General features: G+C 65.1%; 13 protein-coding genes and 1 pseudogene. 10 read left to right on the top strand and 4 right to left on the bottom strand.

Annotation, left to right across the window (positions count from 1 at the left end; genetic code table 11):
- Positions 1 to 157: pseudogene (locus RCJ92_RS10980) on the bottom strand (serine hydroxymethyltransferase); the annotation flags it as partial.
- A 152-nt stretch (positions 158 to 309) separates the two neighbouring features.
- Between RCJ92_RS10980 and RCJ92_RS10975 the strand changes: the two are divergent.
- Positions 310 to 969: a GntR family transcriptional regulator gene (locus RCJ92_RS10975; RefSeq protein ID WP_138176023.1), complete on the top strand. Its 660-nt coding sequence runs from the start codon at positions 310 to 312 to the stop codon at positions 967 to 969.
- A 47-nt stretch (positions 970 to 1,016) separates the two neighbouring features.
- Here RCJ92_RS10975 and RCJ92_RS10970 read toward each other — a convergent pair whose 3' ends face one another.
- A complete protein-coding gene (locus RCJ92_RS10970; protein ID WP_446754580.1) occupies positions 1,017 to 2,510 on the bottom strand; it encodes a PucR family transcriptional regulator in 1,494 nt (497 codons plus the stop codon).
- A 223-nt stretch (positions 2,511 to 2,733) separates the two neighbouring features.
- Here RCJ92_RS10970 and RCJ92_RS10965 point away from each other — a divergent pair, with 223 nt between their 5' ends.
- From RCJ92_RS10965 to nrdF, 9 genes are all read left to right on the top strand, one after another.
- The gene (locus tag RCJ92_RS10965; protein ID WP_138927096.1) at positions 2,734 to 3,525 is read left to right on the top strand and encodes a creatininase; all 792 of its coding nucleotides are present in this window, start codon (positions 2,734 to 2,736) and stop codon (positions 3,523 to 3,525) included.
- 1 nt (position 3,526) lies between these two features.
- On the top strand, positions 3,527 to 5,317 hold the full coding sequence (locus RCJ92_RS10960; protein ID WP_446754579.1) for a BCCT family transporter: 1,791 nt from the start codon (positions 3,527 to 3,529) through the stop codon (positions 5,315 to 5,317).
- A gap of 306 nt (positions 5,318 to 5,623) precedes the next feature.
- Positions 5,624 to 6,877: a M24 family metallopeptidase gene (locus RCJ92_RS10955; protein WP_446754578.1), complete on the top strand. Its 1,254-nt coding sequence runs from the start codon at positions 5,624 to 5,626 to the stop codon at positions 6,875 to 6,877.
- A 256-nt stretch (positions 6,878 to 7,133) separates the two neighbouring features.
- Complete coding sequence (locus tag RCJ92_RS10950; protein WP_446754577.1) at positions 7,134 to 8,495, top strand: MFS transporter; 1,362 nt, start codon at positions 7,134 to 7,136, stop codon at positions 8,493 to 8,495.
- 333 nt (positions 8,496 to 8,828) lie between these two features.
- Positions 8,829 to 10,127 carry an MFS transporter gene (locus tag RCJ92_RS10945; RefSeq protein WP_446754581.1) on the top strand — a complete coding sequence of 433 codons (1,299 nt, stop codon included), beginning with the start codon at positions 8,829 to 8,831 and terminating at the stop codon, positions 10,125 to 10,127.
- A gap of 76 nt (positions 10,128 to 10,203) precedes the next feature.
- On the top strand, positions 10,204 to 11,013 hold the full coding sequence (locus RCJ92_RS10940; protein WP_446754576.1) for an IclR family transcriptional regulator: 810 nt from the start codon (positions 10,204 to 10,206) through the stop codon (positions 11,011 to 11,013).
- A gap of 28 nt (positions 11,014 to 11,041) precedes the next feature.
- Complete coding sequence (locus tag RCJ92_RS10935) at positions 11,042 to 11,458, top strand: cupin domain-containing protein (RefSeq protein WP_446754575.1); 417 nt, start codon at positions 11,042 to 11,044, stop codon at positions 11,456 to 11,458.
- Positions 11,459 to 11,921: 463 nt separating this feature from the next.
- Complete coding sequence (nrdI, locus tag RCJ92_RS10930; RefSeq protein WP_421014531.1) at positions 11,922 to 12,404, top strand: class Ib ribonucleoside-diphosphate reductase assembly flavoprotein NrdI; 483 nt, start codon at positions 11,922 to 11,924, stop codon at positions 12,402 to 12,404.
- Positions 12,405 to 12,487: 83 nt separating this feature from the next.
- Positions 12,488 to 13,513, top strand: a complete 1,026-nt coding sequence (gene nrdF / locus RCJ92_RS10925) for a class 1b ribonucleoside-diphosphate reductase subunit beta (RefSeq protein ID WP_360026823.1) — start codon at positions 12,488 to 12,490, stop codon at positions 13,511 to 13,513.
- 38 nt (positions 13,514 to 13,551) lie between these two features.
- On the opposite strand, the gene RCJ92_RS10920 is transcribed toward nrdF, so the two are convergent.
- The gene (locus RCJ92_RS10920; RefSeq protein ID WP_446754574.1) at positions 13,552 to 14,985 is read right to left on the bottom strand and encodes an L-lactate permease; all 1,434 of its coding nucleotides are present in this window, start codon (positions 14,983 to 14,985) and stop codon (positions 13,552 to 13,554) included.
- Positions 14,986 to 15,231: 246 nt separating this feature from the next.
- Positions 15,232 to 15,908: zinc-binding dehydrogenase (locus RCJ92_RS10915; RefSeq protein WP_446754573.1), on the bottom strand; the 677-nt coding region annotated here is incomplete at its 5' end.

Here is a 15,908-nt window from a genome sequence, read left to right as displayed (position 1 = left end):
GCATCACCGCCTGCGCCGTATGATTCTCCGAAGCAATCATCTCCAGGCCACGCTGCTGACGCGCCAACTCAGCATCAATCCGCGCCGCCACCTCAGGATCAAGCTCACCCAACGACTGGGTCAGCGATTCTGCGACGGGTGACTGGGTTTCCAGCATCTATCCCTCCAAAGTGTACGAATTGCCGACAACTGATATATCAATGTCTGCGTCTTAGCGTATGATCTAACTCACAGCCCGTCAATGGGTTGGGGAATTATTTTTTAGCCGCACGATTCCAAGGCAGAATGAAGGTGAAGGGAGCCGCCAAGATGACAAGTACAACCGAGGTACCCGTGGCCAGTGAGTCCATGGCGGAGCGGTCCTACCGGATTCTGCGCGACCGCCTGATCATGATGGACATCGCCCCCGGCGACCCGATCAACGAGGCGCTGCTCGCTACCGACCTCGGCATGGGGCGCACCCCCATCCGCGAGGCGCTGAAGCGCCTGGAAGTGGACCACCTGGTGATCTCCTACCCGCGCCGCGGGACCTTCGCCACCGGGGTGGACATCACCGAGCTGGCCGCCATCTCCGAAATGCGTCAGGTTCTGGAGCCGTTGGCCGCGCAGCGGGCGGCCGAGAATCGCGGCGGCGCCTTGCGCGAGGAGCTGACCCGCACGATGCAGGCGATCCGCCAGCTCGATCCATTGCGGGACCGGCGCCAGCTGATGGAATACGACCTGGAAGTGCACCGGCTCATTTATCGTGCCGCCCAGAACCACCACCTGGAGGAAACGCTGGTGCGCCTGGACAACCTCGCGACCCGGATCTGGTGCATGGTCCTGGACCGGTTACCGGACATTCACGCTCACATTTCCGAACACGCCACGCTGATCGAGCTGATCCTGGACGGATGCGAAGAGCAGGCAGCCCAACTGGCCGCCGAACACGTGGTCAGCTTCGAACAGACGGTACGCGCCGTTCTCTAACCGCCACCCTGCGGCCCGGGCTCGCAGGCTGCCCCGCGGCCGCCCGGCTAGAAGCGCAGAGCAAGTTGGCAGGCCAGATGAACGGTCAGGATCCTGCCGGTCTCCCGTGGGTCCCCACCGATCAGCGAGAAGATCTTGGTCAGTCGCTTATGCATGGTTTGCCGCTCCAGGTACAGCCGATTGGCCGCCAACGTGGAATTGCAGCCCGACCCCAGCCACACTTCCAGCGTCTTGAGCAGGCTGCTGCCCCTGGCCTTGTCCGCCGCGATCAGCAGCCCCAGCTGCTCGTCAATAAACTCGTTGAGCGCCTGCGAATCGGTAAAACGCTTAAGCACCCGCTCCAACGCATAATCCGAAGCGTCGCGGACCTGCCCCTCGTTAGGGAAGGGGCTTGCCAGGGACTCGACCGTCAGCGCTTCGGCCAGCGACCAGCGGGCATGGGCAATTTTCGAAGCCAGCGGACCGACACAGCACTCGACGGACATGCCGCTCAACGCCTCGCGCAGCAGCTGCACCAGCTGGGTCCGCGCTCCGCGCGGATCGTGCGGGTCCAACTGGACCATGGCATAGAGACGATGGGCCTCCAGATAGGTGCGAATGGAGGGGAACCTCGAATGCAGGGTGTTTTCCAGCACCGAGCGCACGCGGGACATGTCAAAGCTCTGAAAGACCATGAGACAGCTCGGATGGTTTTCCGGCACCTGCGCTTGTCGGGCCCGCTCGACAATGAAATGTGTGCCGGCCCCGCTGACAATGGCCCGCAACAGCGAGGTGTCGGCTATCTGCAGGCGTCCAGGACGGTAGTGCTGGGCAAAGGCCAGGCTGACAATGCTTCCCAGCCGCTGGGCCACCAATTCCAGTTGCTCCGGCGCGGTTCCGATTTTGCTGTAGAGCACCAGTCGCGCCGCCACGTCGGCCCCGACGAACAAGTCCGTGGCAACAGCGCCGGCCCCTTGCTCATCTTCCTGGCCCTCAGGCCCGGATTCCGCGATGACCTGTCCGGAAAGATCCTCCATCGTCGCCCGGACCCGCAGCGCGGAGGCGATCATCTCCAGCAGGGGTGTTAGGTTCGGCCCCGCCGAGGCAATATGCCTTGCGAGGCGTTGGGAGACTTCGTCGGCCTGTTGCAGGGTTGCGGCGTGTTCCGAGACGATCTGCCGGTTGATTTTCTCGGCCAACTCAACAAAGGGCACGGTGGCCCGTAGCCGGAACAACGGCAACCCCAGCTCCTCGGCCCGCTGAATGAACTTCGCGGAGATGGTCGGTCCATCTGCGGGTGGCTCGATGACCAGGGCGGCTACCCCGCGCTGCACTAGTGACTGCAAGTATGCGTGCTGGGCTTCGATCCGCAACCCCAGCAGGGCCGCGCCGGTGGTCAGCAACAGTTCATCACCGTGCAGCAGGCCGCCGACTTGCACCACTTCGCTGGGATGCACCCAGCGCACCCTGGTGGTGGCGACCTGCTCGGCGCCGGCCAGGGCCAGGGGCTGGGCGCTCTGGAACAACTGGTCCCGCAGGATTTCCGTTAGTGCGACAAACATGTTTCCTCGTTCCGCGGCAGGAAGATCCACAGTGCCTGGCCTCGGCCGCAAGTGTCGGTCTGTCACCCCGAAGTCTCGAAACGGCAACAGTGTGAGTGTATCGCGGCTCACATTACTCTCCCTAGGCTTGAGGGCAACACATCGACGCAAGCCCTGGCCCATCCTCTTCCCGTCCCTTGGATCCCGCCCAATCTTGTGTCCGCGAAGCAGTTAGGAGCCATAGATGTCCGCTGTATTCCTAGAGAACCTGGACTCAGAAAGCTACGCCCAGTTCCTATCCCGCGAGGGGTCGACTGTCATCATTCCCACCGGCGCCACCGAGCAGCACGGGCCACACCTGCCGCTGGGCGTGGATGCGATGCTTTCCCGGGCCATCGCCGCCGAAGTGGCCCGGCAGGTGGGCGCGCTGGTGGCGCCGGAGTTCTCCTACGGCTATAAGTCGCAGCCCCGTTCCGGGGGCGGGAACCACCGGCTTGGGACCACCAGCCTGGGAGCAGCCGCGCTGACCGGCATGATCGACGATGTGGTCTCGTCCTTCATCGACCAAGGGGCGTGTAACGTCATCGTGCTGAACGGGCACTTTGAGAACTACCAGTTCCTCTATGAGGGTCTAGACAACGCGGTCGCCCGGGCGGGCCGCCAGGGCTCGGGTTCCCGCGGGGTGCTGATGTCCTACTGGGATTTCGTGGACGAGCACACCCTGGCCCAGGTTTTCCCTGACGGTTTCCTGGGATGGGACATCGAGCACGGCGGTGTGCTGGAAACATCGCTCATGCTGTTGCTGCATCCGGAACTGGTTGACATGGATCGGGTAGTCGATCATCCACCCGCCGTCCTGACGCCCTACGACATTTTTCCCGAAGACCCGGGGCGCACCCCCGCCAGCGGATGCCTGTCCAGCGCCAAGGGCGCGACGGCCGCGCGCGGGCGGCTCCTGCTGGAGGCCATCAGCGGAGCCATTACCACCTCCCTGCACATCGAGCTGCAACCGACCTTTCCCATCGGAGTGAAATAGCATGTCCATCAACGAAGCCGACCGGAAGCAACGACGCCTGGAAACCGAGGACCCCCAGGAGATGGGCAGCTCGTCGGCGCACAGGGAAGTTGAGGTGCCGCGATTTGTCGGGCGCATCATTCCACCGCTGGATCGCCTGCTGATCCGCACCATTCCCCCGCTGCTCATCGGCGCGGTCATCCTGTGGGTGTTGCTGAACCCCACCGGCGCCTCAACGGTGATCTCCGACCTGCGAACCTTGGTGACCGGGAAGTTCACTTGGCTGTTCATCCTGTATTCGGCATTCGCGGTCATTGTCTGCATCTGGCTTTCCTTCAGCAGGGTGGGGCGCATCCGTCTGGGCGGGCCCAAGGCGAAACCCCAGCACAGCAAGTTTGCCTGGTATTCCATGCTGTTCGCCTGCGGCCAGGGCATCGGGCTGATCTTCTGGTCGGTTGCCGAACCGATCATGCTGCGCGATGAGAACCCGGTCATTCCCGCCGGCGCAACAGGCGCCGCGGAGGGTGGGATCGTGTGGACCTATTTCCATTGGGGCCTGACGGCGTGGGCCATGTACTGCGTGGTGGCGGTCTGCCTAGCCTATTCGCACCACAACCTGGGCAAGACGTTGACCTTCAGGGAGGCCACCGTCGACATCCTGCCCAAGTGGTCGCAGCGCGGCGCCGGCGTAGTAGTTGAGCTGCTGGCCATCATTGCCACGGTGCTGGGGCTGGCCACCTCCTTCGGGTTCGCGGCCCTGCAGTTCAGTTCCGGGATCACCTCCTTCACCGGAGTCACCTCCAGCCCGATGATGTGGCTAATGGTCATCGCGGTGTTCGCCGGGATCACGGCGATTTCCGCGATCTTGGGCATCAACAAGGGGATGGCGCGCATTTCGAGCCTGAACTCGATCCTCAGCATTATCCTGGTGGGCGCGGTATTCATCTTTGGACCCACGCTCTACATCGTGTCCAACCTGTCCCAGACCTTCGGCAGCTTCATGTCGAACTTCATTCACATGAGCCTGTGGACCGATGCGGGAAGCACCGCCAATCCCCTCAGCACCTGGCAGGACAGCTGGAACGGCTGGTGGACGGTGTTCATCTGGTGCTGGGTCATTGCCTTCTCGCCATTCGTCGCCGGGTTCATCGCCCGCATCTCCCGGGGCCGCACCATCCGCGAATTTGTCCTGGGGGTGACGGTGATCCCCACGCTGATCGTGATGATCTGGGTGGGCGTGATCGGTTCGGCCGCCATCTACTATGACGACCGCGCGGAGCGCGGCATCAGTGCCGCCGTAGCCGCCGACACCTCTGCGGGACTGTTCGCGATGCTGGACCATGTGCCGCTGATCGGCACGATCCTGCTGGTGGTGTCCACGATCCTGGTGGCCACCTATTACGTCACCTCCCTGGATTCGGGGATCTATGCGCTCAGCGAGTTTGTTTCGGCGCCCAACAAGTCCGGGCCCATCTTCCGGGTGGTGTTGGTGCTGTCCATCGCCACCGTGGCCACGGTGCTGCTGACCCTGGGCGGCACGGCGGTCGTCGATACGGTGCAGACCGGCACGATCATTGGGGCATTCCCGTTCTCCTTCGTAATCCTCTTGATGATCGTCAATCTGATTCGACGTCTGCTCAAGCGCGACAAGGCGATCAAGCAGCTGGAAAAGGACATCAACAATCCCGACCCGTCGCTGATCTTCACCGCTGACCCCAGCGGTTCGGGCGCGCTGCTGCGCTCGCGGACCTCGAAGCAGCCCCTCCGGCGGGACCCAATTGGCCCCGACTCGGCGTCCGGCGACCCGGACTAAGGTCCTCGTCCGTTGGGCACTTCCCCGGCACCCGGGCGAAGGCCCGAGCCTCGATGCAACCGAACCGCACCCGCCGGGCATCGCCCCGGGGCGCGGAACCGGCGTCACATTACTTCGGAACGCCCTTGTCAGGCCGGCGATGAATGAGATCTACAAAATCTACAAGAACACTGCTTGACAGTGACTCGGACCACAAATAACCTGAATGCAACAGCGTTGCAGATAATGCAACTTCTCTCTTGCGCTTCTTCCCGGCAACGCTGACCCAGTTTTCCTGCAGTACCTTCATAGACATAGGAGTCGACCATGACCACGACCTCAAACAGCCCCACCAATGTCTCCGAGCTGGAGCGCCTGAAGACCCTGCACAACGGCTCGAAGCAGCAGCTGACCTTCTCCGACGCGGAGTTCGAGCGCCGCCTGGCGGGCCTGCGCCAGATCATGGCAGCCAAGTCGCTGGATGCAGTGATCCTCACCAGCTACCACGGCATCAAGTACTACTCGGACTTCCTGTACACCACGTTCGGACGCAACTACGCGCTGGTGGTCACCGCGAACAACTCCACCACCGTGACCGCGAACATCGATGCCGGCATGCCGTGGCGCACCAGCTATGGCGAGAACATCGTGTACACCGACTGGAAGCGTGACAACTTCTTCTACGGACTGCAGGAGGCGCTCAAGCGTGACGGGGTAAAGGCGACCCGCATCGGCGTGGAAGATGACTTCCTGCCGAGCCTGACCCGCCAGCGCATCCAGGATGCGTTCCCCGGCGCCCAGCTGCTGGATGTCTCGCAGGATGCCATGCGTCAGCGCATGATCAAGTCCGCCGAGGAAATCGAGGTCATCAAGCACGGCGCCCGCATCGGCGACCTGGGCGGTGAGGCCATCAAGGCCGCGATCCGCGAGGGGATCACCGAGTACGAGGTGGCATTGATCGGCACCGAGGCGATGGTGCACGAGATCGCCAGGACCTTCCCGCACCGCGAAGTGCGCGACACCTGGGTGTGGTTCCAGTCCGGCATCAACACCGACGGCGCCCACAACTGGGCCACCACCCGCAAGCTGCAGCGCGGGGACATCCTGTCGCTGAACTGCTTCCCGATGACCTCGGGCTACTACACCGCACTGGAGCGCACCTTGTTCCTGGGTCAGCCCGACGAGCGCAGCCTGCAGCTGTGGAATGTGAACGTCGAGGTCCACAAGCGCGGCCTGGAGCTGATCAAGCCCGGCGCGGTCTGCAAGGACATCGCCGCCGAGCTGAACGAGATCTACATTTCCCACGGCCTGCTGCCCAACCGCACCTTCGGCTACGGCCACTCCTTCGGCGTGCTTTCGCACTACTACGGCCGCGAAGCGGGCCTGGAGCTGCGCGAGGACATCGACACCGTCCTGGAGCCGGGCATGGTGGTGTCGATGGAGCCGATGATCACCGTGATGGATGGCGAGCCGGGGGCCGGCGGCTACCGCGAGCACGACATCCTGGTCGTGGGCGAGGATGGCGCGGAGAACATCACGAAGTTCGGCTTCGGCCCGGAGAACAACATCATCGACGCCTAGTCGGCACCACCCACCACACGGGCAGCGGCCTGGGTTCCCGTGGGAACCCAGGCCGCTGCCCGTGCTTAACGCCAGTGTTTTTCCCCGCGCAACCAGCCGTCTCCCCGCCTCAGCGAAGCAGGAAAGCGGCCATTCAGAAATGTCATTGAAGTGCGCCCCGGAATCCGTTGACAGTGATGTGTACCACATCTACTATTAATGCAACCGTGTTGCGTTCACTGCAACTTTCACTCCAGTTCTCTTGGCGGTTTCTACAATGAATCATCAAAATTCGCAATCCAGCGTGCCCGGGGCGAAGGCCGACCTGGGCCCGACACTCAGCGGACAACAGCGCCCAGACCCCGGTGGCGTGGGCAGCGCCACCCGGCGCAAGGTCGTTGCCGCGAGCTTCATCGGCAACTTCGTCGAGTGGTTCGACTACGCGGCCTACGGCTACCTGGCGGTGACCATCTCGGTGGTCTTCTTCCCCGAATCCGCACCGCAGACCGCGCTGCTGATGACCTTCGCCCTGTTCGCGATTTCCTTCCTGGTCCGTCCACTGGGCGGTTTCGTCTGGGGTCACATTGGCGACCGCATTGGCCGGCGCGAGGCGCTGAGCTGGTCAATCCTGCTGATGTCCGGGGCGACCTTCTGCATTGCCCTGCTGCCGGGCTACGCCAGCATCGGCATCGCGGCCCCGCTGATCCTGCTGCTCCTGCGCCTGGTGCAGGGCTTTTCCGCCTCGGGCGAGTATGCCGGTGCCTCGGCGTTCCTGGTCGAGTACGCCCCGGCGAACCGGCGCGGACTGTATGCCGCGGTGGTTCCGGCCAGCACCGCCACCGGCCTGCTGCTCGGCTCACTGTTGGCCGCCCTGCTGACCGGCCTGCTGGATGCAGAACAGATGCAGTCCTGGGGCTGGCGCATTCCCTTCGTGCTGGCGGCCCCGATGGGCCTGATCGGACGCTACATCCGTACGAAGCTGGAGGACTCGCCGGCCTTCAAGGAGCTGGCCCAGGAGGACGAGGTCATCAAGGCGCCGGTCAAGTCCCTGTTCCGCGACCACTGGCGCCGCCTGGTGCTGGCCGCCGGCGCGGTGCTTTTGAACGCGGTCGGCTTCTACGTCATCCTGTCCTACATGCCCACCTACCTGTCCCAGGAGCTGGGACTCGATGAGACGGCGTCCTACGTCGCCACCACGGTGGCGCTGGTGACCTACATCGGCTTCATCTTCATCACCGGGATGCTTTCGGACAAGTTTGGGCGCAAGCGGGTCCTGATGAGCGCCTCGATCCTCTTTGTCCTGTTCACGGTGCCGGCGTTCATGCTGCTGGACACCGGCAACTTCCTGCTGATCATCCTCGTGCAGATCCTGCTCGGCGCCATGCTCACCCTGAACGACGGCACCCTGCCCAGCTACCTGGCCGAAATGTTCCCCACCCGGGTGCGCTACTCCGGGTTCGCGGTTTCCTTCAACCTGTCCAACGCATTGTTCGGCGGCACCGCACCGTTCATGGCAACCCTGCTGATCGCCGCCTCCGGCAACCTGCTGGCCCCGGGCTGGTACCTGATGGCCGCGGCCGTGGTTTCCCTGATCGCCGTCGCCTGCTCCGTGGAGACCAGCCGCAAGCCACTGACCTAAGCACGCCCATTTCAATTCGCATCCGAACTGCGCACCGCCAGCCGGCGGTGCGCAGTTCGCCGTTTCAGCGGCCAAGAACGCCCGGTCGCATTCCCCCGGGAGCGGACCCAGGCGCGGCGCACTTCACGCTTTGCCGCAGTGTCCACCGAATGGAAAACCGCGGGAAACTTCTTGACTGTGAGGCACGGCACACATAGCGTTAAGCAACAGTGTTGCGATAGGCGCAACTGATAAACCTACCGATGGCGGTGGACAGTGACCCAGAACGACCAACTCAAAACACCAAACCCGACGGCCTCGGCCGTCCGCAACCCGGCCTCCTCTTCAGCTTCCGTGGCCGATGCCGCGGGAAACGGAGCCATTGACGGGGCCACCCGGCGCAAAGTAGTCGCCGCAAGCTTCATCGGCAACTTCGTGGAGTGGTTCGACTATGCCGCCTACGGCTACCTGGCAGTGACCATCGCGGCGGTCTTCTTCCCCAGCGACGACAGGCAACTGGCCCTGCTGATGACCTTTGGTGTTTTCGCCATCTCCTTCCTGGTCCGTCCGCTGGGCGGATTCGTGTGGGGACACCTCGGCGACCGAATTGGTCGCAAGGAGGCACTGAGCTGGTCAATCCTGCTGATGTCCGGGGCCACCTTCTGCATCGCCCTGCTGCCGGGCTACGCCAGCATCGGCATCGGCGCCCCGCTCCTGCTGCTGGCCTTGCGCCTGGTCCAGGGGTTCTCCGCCTCCGGTGAGTATGCCGGCGCGGCGGCCTTCCTGGTCGAATACGCCCCGGCGAACCGGCGCGGACTGTATGCCGCGGTGGTTCCGGCCAGCACCGCCACGGGCCTGTTGCTCGGATCGCTGATGGCAGCCCTGCTCACTGGCCTGCTCCAGGCGGATCAGATGGAGTCCTGGGGCTGGCGGCTGCCCTTCCTCCTGGCCGCACCGATGGGCCTGATTGGACGCTACATCCGCACCAAGTTGGAGGACTCCCCTGCTTTCCGGGCAATGGCCGAGGAAGAAAACGACGCCCCGACCTCTCCGGTCAGCTCGCTGTTCCGCGAGCACTGGCGGCGCCTGCTGCTGGCCGCCGGTGCGGTGCTTTTGAACGCGGTCGGCTTCTACGTCATCCTCTCCTACATGCCCACCTACCTCTCCGAAGAGCTGCACCTGGACGCCACTCGTTCCTACCTGGCCACGACGGTGGCGCTGGTGACCTACATCGGCTTCATCTTCATCACCGGCATGCTTTCGGACAAATTCGGGCGCAAGCGGGTCCTGATGAGCGCCTCGGTGCTGTTCGTCCTGTTCACCGTGCCGGCGTTCATGCTGCTGGACAACGGCAACTTCCTGTTGATCATCCTGGTCCAGATCGCCCTGGGAGCCATGCTGACCCTGAATGACGGCACCCTGCCCAGCTATCTGGCCGAAATGTTCCCCACCCGCGTGCGCTACTCCGGTTTCGCGGTCTCCTTCAACCTGTCCAACGCATTGTTCGGCGGCACCGCACCGTTCATGGCGACCCTGCTGATCGCCGCCTCCGGCAACCTGCTGGCCCCGGGCTGGTACCTGATGGCCGCGGCCGTGGTTTCCCTGATCGCCGTCGCCTGCTCCGTGGAGACCAGCCGCAAGCCACTGACCTGAGGATCATCGCCGGGGAACCTGCCACTGCACCGCCTAGGATATTGAGTCAGGAACCCTCAGCTAGCCAGGAGAAGTGATGACCGCGGTAAACAAGGAGTCGCGCAGCAGCGCACGCACCCCGGGAAGCGATTCGCGCGGCGCCTCGGTGATCGTGAACGTGGTGGATGTGCTGCGCTGCTTTACCACCGAGCGGCCGGAGGTCGGGGTCACCGACATTGCCGCGGAGGTGGGACTGCACAAGTCCAGTGTCTCGCGGATCCTGGCCACCCTGGAGCAGGAACGGATCGTGGAACGCGACCAGGAAACCCGCAAGTTCCGCCTGGGGCTGGGCCTGATCGCCATCACCGGGCCGTTGCTGGCGAATCTGAACGTGCGGCGGGTGGCCTACCCGGTGCTCAACGAGCTGTGTGAGCGCAGCGGGGAAACCGCGGTGCTCAACATCTGGGACGGCGGCGAATCGGTGTCCGTGGAGCAGATCCCCTCCAAGCGCAACGTGAAGCACACTTCCGTGATGGGCAGCCGCTACGCCACCGGGCTCAGCGCCACCGTGCAGATGTTCCTGGCCCACGAAACCCGGGACCAGGCCCTGGAGCTGATCGACTCCGGAGCCATCAGCCTTCCCGCACAAACCGACACCGGGGAATACCTCAAACGCCTGCAGTCGGCCCGCGAAGCGGGATTCGCCATCAACTACGGGGAAACCTCACAGGATGAGGTGGGCGTCGCGGCACCGGTTTTCGACCACCGCGGCCAACTGGTGGCATGTGTCATGATCGCCGCTCCCTACTATCGGGTGAGCACCGAGGTTCTGCAGGACCTGACACGCCAAACCATGCGGGCAGCAGCCGAAGTCAGCGTGCGCCTGGGACACCTGCCCGGAACCTGAGACGCACCGCCAACGATGTGGAGGAACCATGTTCGAAGTCCGGGGTGAGAACGAATTCGACTACCAGCTGCACGGCGGCAGCAGTATGCGCCTGCAGCACCATTTTGGCGGCAACACCGGCATGGCAGTGGCCATCCAGACCTGGATCATCCCGCCCGGCGGCCATGAGGGGTTCCACACACACGACCAAGACCTGCCCCTGGAGGAGTTCTATCAGGTCATCGAGGGCAGCGCCAAAATGCGGGTGGGCGATCAGCTGCATCTACTCAATCCCGGCGACAGCGTCTTGGCCCCCTCGGGGGTGCCGCACGACCTGAAGAACATCGGGCAGGGCGACCTGCGGGTGCTCGTGGTGTGGGGTCCACCGGCCAGCTTTGACCTTTCCTCCTTCGGCTCCCACCGGAAGGACGGCGCGCTGCGCAACCGGCCCCCGCGGGCGACGTAGGCCAAGCGTCGCATTACCCGGGCCGCGCCCGCCCTACGCACCGCGGCAGGGCACCTTGGCCCGGTTTTCCAATGGTGCGCCCCGCTTCCCAGCCACCGCGCCATCGCAAGTGGGACGCCCCATCAGCTGGGCAGACCCCGCGGGCCTGGTCGTCCATCTCCGTCTTCGGGTCCTAGGCCCACGCCTGGGCTGCACCCCATGTCAGCCGCTTCCCCTTCCCGTGGGGCGCCGCGTTTATCCGCGTCTGGCTTTGCCCTTTCCGAAGGGCTCAGGACCACCGGCTCCTCCGGCCGCACTTTGCTGCCCTCCCCCTTCCACGCCCGGCCTTCGCGCATGAGTTTGATGGGTCAAACTTTTAAGTTGGCTTAATCGAAACTTTAAGTAAGAATGTTTGAGGTGCGTCGCGGTGAGATGCGCACTGCCCCGTCCTGGGTCCCGATGTTCTGCAACCACGGAGGTTTCAATGACGCTCAGAGCGACCCCCGACAGCCGCGTTTCCCCGCCCGATCTGGCTCCGGAAGACTCCCCCAACCTCATCTACTTTTCCAGCGTCTCGGGGAACACGCGGCGTTTCGTCGAAAGACTGGGAATGCCGGCGGCCCGTATCCCCCTGCGGCCGCGGCTGGAGGGCATGTTGCACGTCAACCGGCCCTTCGTACTCATCGTGCCCACCTACGGGGGTGGCTCGCGGTCCCGGGCCCTGCCCCGACAGGTGGCCCAGTTCCTGAATGTCCCCCGCAACAGGTCACTGCTGCGCGGTGTCATCACCGCCGGCAACACGAACTTTGGCCAGGACTACTGCCTGGCGGGCACCGTCGTGGCCGAAAAGTGCGGCATTCCGGAGCTCTACCGCTTTGAGCTGCTGGGCACGCCCCACGATGTGGCGCGGGTCCGCGAGGGACTCACCCTGTTCTGGAGCACCCAACCCACCGACCCCGAGGACTGAACCGCGGCGTCAGCAACGTTGTCGACCACGGACCGGAACCCATCACGCCGGTCCACCGCCCCACCGAGAAAGGCCAACCACCCATGCAAGAACGACTGCTCGAACCGGAGCTGAGCACCGTATCGGTCACCCCGCCGGAATACCGCAGGAATCCTGCGGCCCGGCTCCGGCCTATCAACTGGAACCGCGTGCAGGACGAGAAGGACCTGGAGGTCTGGCTGCGGTTGACCGCCAACTTCTGGCTGCCGGAAAAGGTGCCGTTGTCCAACGACCTGCCGGCCTGGAAATCCCTCAGCGAGCTGCAGCGCACCCAGACCATGCGGGTGTTCACCGGTTTGACGATGCTCGACACCCTGCAGGCCACCGTCGGGGAGATCTGCCAGATTCAGGACGGGCGCACCGAACACGAGCAGGCGGTGTACACGAACATTGCGTTCATGCAGTCGGTGCATGCCCGCTCCTACTCCAGCGTCTTCTCCACGCTCTCGGACACCCCGCGAATCGATGCGGCCTACCGGTGGGCGGTGGACAACGACCTGCTGCAGCAGCGCTGCAAGTCCGTGATGGCGCACTATTACGGGCAGGACGCGCTCAAGCGCAAGGTGGCCTCCACGCTGCTTTCCTCGCTGCTGCTCTACGCCGGGTTCTACCTGCCGCTGCACTACTCCGTGCATGCCACGCTGACCAACACCGCGGACATGATCCGGCTGATCCTGCGGGACAAGGCGATCCACGGCTACTATTCCGGGTACAAGTACCAGCGCAGCCTCGCCGAGCAGGACGCGGGGCGCCAACGCGAGATGCACCAGTTCACGCAACAGCTGCTTCAGGACCTCTACGAACTGGAGCTGCGCTATTCCGCCCAGCTCTACGAGCCGCTGGGGCTCATGGATGACGTGGCGGTCTTCGTGCGCTACAACGCCAACAAGGCGATGATGAACCTGGGGTACCCGGCACCGTTCAGCGCCGCGGAAACCGCGGTGAACCCCACCATCCTGGCGGCGCTGTCACCGGGATCGGAGGAGAACCATGACTTCTTCTCCGGTTCGGGCTCCTCCTACGTCATTGGACGCGCCGAGGACACCCACGACGCCGATTGGGAATTCTAGCGGCTATGACCGCCGGGCATGCCCGGCGGCCCTAGCCGCTATCCTCCGAAGCCGGGGGCCAGGGCGGCCACCCACGGCAGGAGCGCGGCCAGCACCACAACCAGCAGCCCCACCGCGCCCAGAAGCTGGCGCTGCCCGGAGGCGGGCAGCGTCTGCCCGGGCGGATAGGTGACCGATACGGCGAAGGCCACCCGCGGCGGGGAGGCGATGATCGCCACCGAGCCGGCCACGTTTTGCCCAGCCAGCAGAATCAGCGGGCTGCTGCCCAGCTGGTTCGCCGCGGTGACCGTGGCGGTGGAAAACATGGCCGCCGCCCCGGTGTTGGAGCCGGTCAAGTAGCCGCCCAGCGCGCCGATCAGCGGCACCAGCAGGGTGAAGCCACCGCCCAGGGACGCGGCGGTGCTGGCCAGCTGTTCGGCCATGCCGTTGGCGGACATCAGCGATCCGAGCAGCATGTACAGCAAGGTCACCAGGGCGACGCTCTGCCAGCGTCCCCAGACGACCGGCCACACCTCGTGCAGCATCCTGCGCGGCCAGCGCAGCAGCAGCACGGTGATCAGGACCGTGAGGTTCAGCCAGAGCGCCGGGTTGGTCCCGATCTTCCCGCTCCCACCGGCCAGGGCCACCGCCAGGTTTGAGAGCACCAGCCCGCCTACCAGGATGGCGTAGGGCAGCAGCGCCCGGCCCAGCCGCCAGATCGAGGGCAGCGGCCCACCACGGCGCAGCCGCCACAGCGTCACCGCGATGACCCAGCCGCTGGCCAGCACCCCGGCCAGCGGTGGGCCAAAGAAGTAGTTCGCCGCGATCAGCACCAGCCATTCACCCAGCAGCAGCAACACGACGAAGCCCGCCTGCCCCCAGCCGATGCGGCGCTGGTTGAGCCCGATGATCAGGGCCGCGTTGATGACCAGCACCGGCAGGCTGAGCACCGCGCTCCACACGCCCAGGCCGGTGAAGTCAACCTGACCCAGTTCGGCGGCCACCAGGGTACCGGGCCCCAGCGATCCCCAGGGCACCAACACCAATCCCAGCATTCCGGTAACCACCGCCCGCGCCGGGCTCAGCCCGAAGCCGACCAGCAGCGGGGCGGTGATCACCACGCCCAACCCAAAGCCGGTCACCGATTCCATGAAGGGGGTGACCCCCAGGGCGATGAGCAGCAGGGTGGTCAGCCGATCCCCGGAGGTTTCGGTGGCCCGCAGCCATCGGGAAATTACCGCCTGTCCGCCGCTGCGGGCGGAAACCTCGGTCAGTCCCACCCCACCGAGCAGAATGAAGATCACCGTCAGGGTGGTTGGCCCCATGGCCGTGCCGACCTCGGCCGCGGCCGGGGAGGAGAGCGGAAAGGCAAGCCAGGTGCCGATGACGGCGGTGGCCAGGGCCGCCAGCGCAGCGCGGGTCGGCGAGACGCGCAGCACCAGCAGGGCAATGACCAGCACGATCGGGGCCAACGCCACCGTGAAGTTCAGCAACGGCCCACCCCCGGGCGCCGTTCCGGTTGCCCGGCCACCGACCGGACGCGCGTTTCACCCCCGTGGGCTTGGCGGGCGGGTCTGGCTCGGGCGGGGGACGGTGTGGGCATGGGCTCAAGCTATCATCCGCGGCAAGCCAGGCGTGCGCAGGCTGAGGGTCGGTCGTGCACGCGTGGCATTGGGGGCTGGACGCGTGCACGGCCGGGATGGTCAGGCGCTGAATCACTCGGATCCGGCGCGGGCCGCTTAGGCCTCGAAACGCAGCAGCACCTTGCCCGATGCGGCTGAGTTGCGCGCAGTCTCGAACGCCTGCAGCGCATCGGCCAGCGGGTATTCGTGGGTGACGGCGGCGTCGATGTTCAGCGAGCCGTCGGCCAGGGCGGTGAGCACCTGGTCGATCTCGTCGTTGAAGCGGAAGGAGCCGACCAGCTCCAGCTCACGGGTGATCGCCAGTGAGATCAGGGCAGGCTGTTCCCCGGAGGGCAGCAGCCCCACCATGACGACCCGCCCGCCGCGCACCGCACCGCGCACGGCCGAGGCCAGCCCGCGGTGGTTGCCGGTGGCCTCGATGACCACGTCCGCGTGGACCTGGGCGATCTCTTCGGCCTGATCGGCGCGCAGCGTGCGGTGCGCGCCCAGTTCGGTGGCGATCTGCAGCGGCTTGTCGTGCATGTCCACCGCAATGATCTCCCGGGCCCCGGCCCGCTTGAGCACCGCGACGCTCAGCGCACCGATGGGTCCGGCGCCGATGACCAGCACCCGGCGGCCGGCCACCTCACCGGCCCGGGAGACCGCATGCCAGGCCACGGCGGCCGGTTCGGCCAGCGCGGCGGCGCGCAGCGTCAACCCCTCGGGCAGGGCCCGCAGCATCCGGGCCGGGAGGTTCACCCGGGTGGCGAAGGCGCCCTCGGTGTGCGGGAAGC

The sequence above is a fragment of the Glutamicibacter sp. BSL13 genome (genome assembly GCF_052928425.1).
The sequence above is the reverse complement of the archived record's forward strand: the minus strand, read 5'-3'. Positions and strand labels throughout refer to the sequence as shown.